Raw genomic sequence first — 7,291 nt, forward strand, 5'->3', positions numbered from 1 at the left:
AATTGCTTGCTGTCCCTCGGCGTAGGCACGGCCCAGTTTCTCGTCTCCCCACGATGTCTGTCTCGCCAAGAGACTTGGCTGCGGTCCCGGCAGGCGGCACGTTCTTGCGCTCCGAAGGTTTATCTCCCGGCTCAAACCCTTTAAGGGATGGCAAAAAGGAGCCTCGCATGACGCCGAAAGCGGTTTTCTGGGACATGGACGGCACGCTGGTCGACAGCGAACCGCTGCACGAAGCTGCCCTGGTGGCGGCGATGCGCAATGTCGGCCTTGTCCCGCCGAACGATCTGCATGAGCGCGTGCTCGGCGTCGCCGCCTGGCCGGTCTACGAGATGATGCGCGACGAGTTCGGCCTGGACCTGCCTTTCGACGACTGGATCCTGCGCAAATACGAACACTACCTGCCGCTGGTGGAGAGCTTGAAGCCGCGCCCCGGCGCGATCGAGATCTTCAACGAGCTGCGTACAAGAGGCATCCAGCAGGCCGTGGTCTCGAATTCGGACCGGATGATCGTCGACGCCAATTTGAGCATGGTCGGCCTGATCTACCCCGGCATGAAGACGATCAGCCGCAACGACGTGCGCGAAGGCAAGCCGCATGCCGAGCCATTCCTGCGCGCCGCGTATCTGGCCGATGTCGACCCCGCGCAGGCGGTGGCGATCGACGACAGCTGGCCGGGCGCCATGGCAGGGCTGGCGGCGGGAATGAAGACGATCTTCTGGCCGGAAAAGCCGATGGAAGGCCCGCCCGGCGCCGTCGTCATCAACAGCGCCGAGGAATTGGGGAAAGAGCTGGGGCTCTGAGGAAAACCGCCCAGGTCGGCGCCGTCCCTCATCCGCCTGCCGGCACCTTCTCCCCGTATAGTGACGGCACGGGGAGAAGGACGCTCAATTCCGGTAGACCGGTTCCTGCTCGTCGAGGATCGCCTTCAACTCGCTGAGATGGCGTTCGGCCTGGCCGGGATAATCGTCCATCTCGCTCGCCGCCTTTTCGGCGATCGCGTCAGAAAGCGTGCGCAGCGGGCGGCCGGTCCACAGCGCCTTGATGTATGTCTCGGCGGCGCGTTCGAAATAGAACATGCGGTTGAAGGCATCGGCGACCGTGTCGCCGATGACCAGCACGCCGTGATTGCCCATCACCATCACCTTGACCTTGGGATCGACGAGAAGCTGCGAGCAGCGCTCGCCCTCCTCCTCGAAGGCCAGCCCGCCATAGTGCGCGTCGACGACATGGCGGTTGAAGAACATCGCCGAATTCTGGTCGATCGGCGGCAATGTCGAGTCAGCGAGCGATGCCAGCACCGTAGCGTGGATCGAGTGCACATGCATGACGCAGCGCGCGTGACGCACATTGCGATGGATGGCGCCATGCAGCCCCCACGCCGTCGGGTCGGGCGCATTGGGGCCGGAGAGCGTTTCCGGATCGTTGGCATCGATCATCAGAAGGTCGCTCGCCTTGATGCGCGAGAAATGCACCTGGTTGGGGTTCATGAGGAATTGTGTGCCCTCATCGTTGACGGCCAGCGAGAAATGATTGGCCACCGCCTCGTGCATGTTGAGCCGCGCCGTCCAGCGGAAGGCACAGGCGAGATCGACGCGCTCCTCATAGTAGGGCAGGTTGGTCAGCGTTTCCTTTTGCAGACGGGCAAGGCTCATCGAAAAATCCTCCGGTTTCGGCAAGAATGCCGTGGCCAGCCCATTCCCGCAACCGGTTTTGGTTGGTGCAGGGATGCTCACGCCGCCGTGCTGGCAGCGGCAGCGCCGGCTCGCAGGCCGCCATGCTCGATGATGAAATCGATCACCTCCTGCAGTCCCTTGCCGCGCGACAGGTCCGTGAAGCCGAACGGCCGCTTGCCGCGCATGCGGCCGGCGTCGCTCTCCATCACGTCGAGGTTGACGTTGACGTAAGGAGCCAGATCGCTTTTGTTGATGACCAGGAAATCGGAGCGGGTGATCGCCGGCCCGCCCTTGCGCGGAATCTCCTCGCCCTGGCAGACCGAGATGACATAGAGCGTCAGGTCGGCGAGATCCGGCGAGAAGGTGGCGGCAAGGTTGTCGCCGCCGGATTCGATGAAGACGATGTCGAGGTCCGGGAACTTCCTGTTCATCTGCGCGATCGCCTGCAGATTGATCGAGGCATCCTCGCGGATCGCGGTATGCGGGCAGCCGCCGGTCTCGACACCCATGATGCGGTCCTCGGGCAGCGCCTGCAGCCGCGCCAGCATCATGGCGTCTTCCTTGGTGTAGATGTCGTTGGTGACGACGGCGATGGAAAACTCGTCGCGCAGCGCCTTGCACAGTTTTTCGGTCAGCGTCGTCTTGCCCGAACCGACCGGGCCGCCAATGCCGACGCGCAGCGGACCATTTGTCTGTGTCATGCGGGAAACTCCGTGATGGCGAGGATGGCAAAGCCGAGCCCGATCAACAGGCACAGCGGCGAATAATAGCGGACATCGAGCCGCGCGAAAGGCTGTTCAGGCGTCAGCCGCCGCCACCATGGCGTGAAGCCGGCTATGCCGCGCCCCAGGAACACCAGACCGATGAGCAGCGACGTGGCGGCGAGACCCTCCTTGGGGAAGGGTGAAGCGAAGACTCCCATGAGCGCCAGCGGCCATAGTGTCGCCAGGCACAAGCACGCGGCAACGGCGAAACTGGCAAACGGCGTCGGCATCTCATCGACGCCGCGAAAGCCGACCACGGCGCGAGCGCAGGAGGCTGCGTCCTGGCCCGGCCAGATGCCGCCAAGGCCCCAATAGACATGCAGAACGGTGATCAGCAGCAGGACAAAGGATAGCGAGAAGGCGAGAAAAATCATGAGCGGAACAGTCGCGAATATTGGGTTTCATGCTTCATCGCCATGACATCGGAGACGAAGGCGCAGCCACCGAGATCGTCGAGTGTCGAGCGCGCGGCGCGGCTTGCGGTCGCCAGGGCCAGCGGCTCGAAGCCGGCTAACAACGTGGTCGCGCCGCTCTGGCCGACGATGCCAAGCCGGATCGCTGCCTGCACAAGGTTGGAGAAGAAGGTTTGCAGGAAGGCTGACAGCGCATCCTGAAGCGCGATGCCGTTGCCACCCGCAATGGCGCCGACGGCGACGCAATAGGCGCATTCGGCCGGCAGGCGCTCCAGCACCGGATTAGGCCAGGCGGCCGCCGCTTTGAGGAAGGCTCCACCCTGGAGCATGGTCTCGGTATGGCGTTCGCGCGAGCCGGCCAGGGCTTCGGCGAGTGCCGCCACTTCATCGAGATCACCGGTGCCGCATGCTCGGCGCCAGCTCTCGGCGAACAGCACGGCGTCGTTCCAGCCCGAGCCCATCTCGACCAGCGTCTCCAGCCAGCCGGCGAGGCTCCCGGCATCGGCAACCAACCCGTCATGCACCGCCCGCTCGAGACCATGGCTGTAGGAAAAGCCGCCGACCGGAAAGGCAGGCGACAGCCACGCCATCAGCCGCAGCAGGGCGATGTTCGAAGGCTGGTCAGTCATGATCGTGGTGATGGCCGGCATGACTGTGCGAATGGGAATGCGCTTCGCCATGAGAATGGCTGTGCGCTTCGGCGTGCGCATGCGCATGGCCGTGATCGTGGCTTTGCCCAGCATGGCCGGAATAGGCGCCGCGCACCGGCTTGAACGGTTCGGAAACGTCGGTCACGGTGGCGCCCAGCCCCTCCAGCATCGCCTTGATGACATGGTCGCGCAGGATGAGGATGCGTCCGGCCTCGATGCCTGCCGCGAGATGGCGGTTGCCGATATGCCAGGCGAGTTCGGCCAGATGCACGCCATCGCGGGCGCGGATGTCGTAGACCTCTTCCGGTGCCGCGATGATCTCGATATGGCCGCCATTCTCCAGCACCAGCCGGTCGCCATCGTTCAAGGCGACGGGTTCGGGCAGGTCGACCAGCACCTTGCTGCCGTCGGCAAGTTCGATGGCCCGGCGGCGCAGATGCCGCTCGTCATGGGCGAGAATGGCCCGGCCGGACGGTAGGGTGGTTCCGGCAGCGCCGGCGGACAGCACCGAGACGACGCGCGGGAATTTGGTGAAGTCGGTGTTGAGGTTGAGTTTCATTTCATGGATTTCCCATTTGCTTGTGCCCGCACACGCGCGATCCAATGGCCTTGTACATGTCGAACCCTGCCTTTCCCCAACAAAGCTAGACCATCGCGTTCGTTCAGACGATGGTGTCGAAGAGCCGCAGGATGAACGATATCTGGTAGATAAGCGCCGCCGTGACAAAGGCGATGTGGAAGCGGCGGTCGCGCACCAGGATCGCGATGATGCAGAGCGCGACGAAGACGGGCGTGCGGAACAGATACTCGCTGCCGAAGCGGGCGAAATGCTCCGGCCCCTTCAGCAGCGTGTCGACCACGTCGAGCAGATAGGTCGCCGCCAGCAGGCCGAAGAACCACGCCCGCCGCGAATAGAAGAAATCCTCGTAGCTGGTGTAGTCCAGCATCGAATCGGGAAACAAAAGCGCGCACAGCAGGAACAGCGTGATCGCGTAGAAAATGATGAACAAATATTTGCCGAAGGTCCAGATCTCGACGGCGTAGAGGCCGAACTCCCACCACCAGAAATGCACCAGCATCAGGAGCACCGAGACGACCCAGGCCAGATGCACGGTATAGAGCTTGTACTGGCCGGGATGCTGGACGATGCGCGCCACCCCCGACAGCAGGCGGGCGACACCAAGCCCGATCACCATGCCCATGACGATGCGGATGTGCGGGAAGATGTCGTGGGCGGAAGCGATTTCGGTGGTCATGCTCGATCACAATGCAGCTGTTGGTTGGCCGCATAGTGCTGCCTTCCACCAAGGGCTGCAACGGATAATGCTCGCCCGGTGGAAGCGCCGCTTCAAAACAGAAAATACCGTTGCGCCATCGGCAGCACCGTCGCCGGCTCGCAGGTCAGCAACTCGCCGTCGGCGCGCACCTCGTAGGTTTCCGGATCGACCTCGACATGCGGCGTGGCGTCGTTGAGCACCATCGAATGCTTGCCGATGCCGCCGCGGGTGTTTTCGACGGCGACGAACTGCTTGTCGACACCGAGCCTGCCATGCAGTCCCGACTCGAGCGCTGCCTTGGAAACGAACGTCACCGACGAGTTGGTCCTGGCCTTGCCATAGGCGCCGAACATCGGCCGGTAATGCATCGGCTGCGGCGTCGGGATCGAGGCGTTGGGGTCGCCCATCGGGGCTGCGGCGATCATGCCGCCGATCAGCACCATGTCCGGCTTGACGCCGAAGAAGGCCGGGTTCCACAGCACCAGGTCGGCGCGTTTGCCAACCGCGATCGAGCCGATGTCTTTCGACAGCCCATGCGCGATGGCCGGGTTGATCGTGTATTTGGCGATGTAGCGGCGGACGCGGAAATTGTCGTTGTTGCCGGTCTCCTGCGGCAGCGAGCCGCGCTGGCGTTTCATCTTGTCGGCGGTCTGCCAGGTCCGGATCGCGACTTCGCCGACGCGGCCCATGGCCTGCGAATCCGACGAGATGATCGAGAAGGCGCCGATGTCGTGCAAAATGTCTTCCGCCGCGATGGTCTCCTTGCGGATGCGGCTTTCGGCAAAGGCGATGTCTTCGGGGATCGACGGCGACAGATGATGGCAGACCATCAGCATGTCGAGATGCTCGGCCAGCGTGTTGACCGTGTAGGGCCGCGTCGGATTGGTCGAGGACGGGATGACGTTGGGCAGGCCGCAGACCTTGATGATGTCGGGCGCGTGGCCGCCGCCGGCGCCCTCGGTGTGGAAGGCGTGGATGGTGCGGCCCTTGATGGCGGCGACCGTGTTCTCGACAAAGCCGGATTCGTTCAGTGTGTCGGTGTGGATCATCACCTGCACGTCGTAATCGTCGGCGACCGACAGGCAGCAATCGATGGCCGCCGGCGTCGTGCCCCAGTCCTCGTGCAGCTTCAGCGAGCAGGCGCCGCCCAGCACCATTTCCTCGAGCGCGGCGGGCAGCGAGGCATTGCCCTTGCCCGACAGGCCGATGTTCATCGGAAAGGCGTCGAAGGACTGGATCATGCGGGCCATGTGCCATGGCCCCGGCGTGCAGGTGGTGGCCAGCGTGCCGTGCGCCGGGCCCGTGCCGCCGCCGAGCATGGTGGTGATGCCTGACATCAGCGCTTCCTCGATCTGCTGCGGGCAGATGAAGTGGATATGCGCGTCGAAGCCGCCTGATGTCAGGATCTTGCCTTCGCCGGCGATGATCTCGGTGCCGGGGCCGATGATGATGGTGACGCCATCCTGCGTGTCCGGATTGCCGGCCTTGCCGATGGCCGCGATGCGCCCGTCGCGAAGCCCGACATCGGCCTTGAAGATGCCTGCACTGGCATCGATCACCAGCGCGTTGGTGATCACGGTATCGACGGCGCCTTGCGCCCTGGAAACCTGGCTCTGGCCCATGCCGTCGCGGATCACCTTGCCGCCGCCGAATTTCACCTCTTCGCCATGGATGGTGAGATCCTTCTCGACCTCGATGAACAGTTCGGTGTCGGCAAGCCGTACTCTGTCGCCGACCGTCGGGCCGTACATCTGCGCGTAGGCGGCGCGGGTAATTCTGGCCATCAGCGATTGCTCCCGAAATGCGGTTTGCCGAAATGCGGTTGGATTGAAGCGCGGCTGCACATTGCTGCCATCCTATGGTCACGCAATGACCTGCTGGGCGACACCTTCTGATCCCATTTGGCGGTTGAGGTTAGGGCGTCACCCCAGACCGACCGTTTGCCAATCGATGGAAAGGAAAATCCATGCGCAAAACGATAGTTCTTGCCGCCGCCGCCAGCCTGATGCTGGCGGGCGCCGCCAGTGCCCAGGAGCAACCCGCGCCACAGCCCGCTCCGGCGCCGGCAACGCCTGCTCCAGCCACGCCCCAGGCTCAGCCCGCGGTGCCGACGATCCAGAGCGTCAACATCGTCGACATCACCGAGTTGCCAAAGGACACCCAGACGCAGGTCAACCAGGTGATCGCCCAGCGCGGCGATGACGGCTTGAAGAAACTGCGCAGCTCGATCGACGCCACACCCAAGGTCAAGTCGGCGCTCGAGGCCAAGGGAATGACCTCGGCGCAGGTGGTCGCAGCCAGTATGGAACCCAATGGCGCACTGACCCTGATCACCAAGAAGGCGAGCTGACGCCACGGCATGGCGGGCCGGCATCCGGCCGGCCGGCCGCATCGGGAAAGGAACCTTCGCCGGGCGGGATTCGTTTTGTTCTTTTCGCGCTAACCCGCGCCCCGAAACGATTTCTCTCAGGAGCGAGCGATGGCGATCACTTCTTTCTCGACCAGAATGCAGGC

The 7,291-nt window shown here is 63.7% G+C and carries 9 protein-coding genes; 2 read left to right on the forward strand and 7 right to left on the reverse strand.

The annotated features are described in order from the left end of the window. Nucleotides 1–167: 167 nt before the first annotated feature. The gene (locus EN969_RS09980; protein ID WP_063169754.1) at nt 168–800 is read left to right on the forward strand and encodes an HAD family phosphatase; all 633 of its coding nucleotides are present in this window, start codon (nt 168–170) and stop codon (nt 798–800) included. Nucleotides 801–884: 84 nt separating this feature from the next. Here EN969_RS09980 and EN969_RS09985 read toward each other — a convergent pair whose 3' ends face one another. The 7 genes from EN969_RS09985 to ureC form a co-directional block, all read right to left on the reverse strand. Further along, nucleotides 885–1,652, reverse strand: a complete 768-nt coding sequence (locus tag EN969_RS09985) for a class II aldolase and adducin N-terminal domain-containing protein (protein WP_024502042.1) — start codon at nt 1,650–1,652, stop codon at nt 885–887. A 77-nt stretch (nt 1,653–1,729) separates the two neighbouring features. Further along, nucleotides 1,730–2,374: an urease accessory protein UreG gene (ureG, locus tag EN969_RS09990; RefSeq protein ID WP_013528407.1), complete on the reverse strand. Its 645-nt coding sequence runs from the start codon at nt 2,372–2,374 to the stop codon at nt 1,730–1,732. Continuing rightward, the gene (locus EN969_RS09995; protein WP_024502040.1) at nt 2,371–2,811 is read right to left on the reverse strand and encodes a DUF3995 domain-containing protein; all 441 of its coding nucleotides are present in this window, start codon (nt 2,809–2,811) and stop codon (nt 2,371–2,373) included. The genes ureG and EN969_RS09995 overlap by 4 nt, the downstream gene beginning before the upstream one ends. Continuing rightward, the gene (locus EN969_RS10000; protein WP_063170432.1) at nt 2,808–3,479 is read right to left on the reverse strand and encodes an urease accessory protein UreF; all 672 of its coding nucleotides are present in this window, start codon (nt 3,477–3,479) and stop codon (nt 2,808–2,810) included. The genes EN969_RS09995 and EN969_RS10000 overlap by 4 nt, the downstream gene beginning before the upstream one ends. Next, nucleotides 3,472–4,059 (reverse strand): urease accessory protein UreE, encoded by a 588-nt coding sequence (gene ureE, locus EN969_RS10005; protein WP_063169755.1) that lies wholly within the window; start codon nt 4,057–4,059, stop codon nt 3,472–3,474. Before ureE ends, EN969_RS10000 begins: the two co-directional genes overlap by 8 nt. A 103-nt stretch (nt 4,060–4,162) precedes the next feature. Further along, nucleotides 4,163–4,756, reverse strand: coding sequence for a hypothetical protein (locus EN969_RS10010; RefSeq protein WP_027161070.1), 594 nt, complete (start codon nt 4,754–4,756; stop codon nt 4,163–4,165). 92 nt (nt 4,757–4,848) lie between these two features. Next, entirely contained in the window at nt 4,849–6,564 is a 1,716-nt protein-coding gene (gene ureC, locus EN969_RS10015) for an urease subunit alpha (RefSeq protein WP_181172678.1), read from the reverse strand. Nucleotides 6,565–6,743: 179 nt separating this feature from the next. On the opposite strand from ureC, the gene EN969_RS10020 reads away from it, so the two are divergent. Next, nucleotides 6,744–7,127, forward strand: coding sequence for a hypothetical protein (locus EN969_RS10020; RefSeq protein ID WP_063169756.1), 384 nt, complete (start codon nt 6,744–6,746; stop codon nt 7,125–7,127). Nucleotides 7,128–7,291 lie beyond the last annotated feature (164 nt).

The organism is Mesorhizobium sp. M7A.F.Ca.CA.003.01.2.1, from assembly GCF_003998945.1.
Taxonomy (GTDB): domain Bacteria; phylum Pseudomonadota; class Alphaproteobacteria; order Rhizobiales; family Rhizobiaceae; genus Mesorhizobium; species Mesorhizobium ciceri.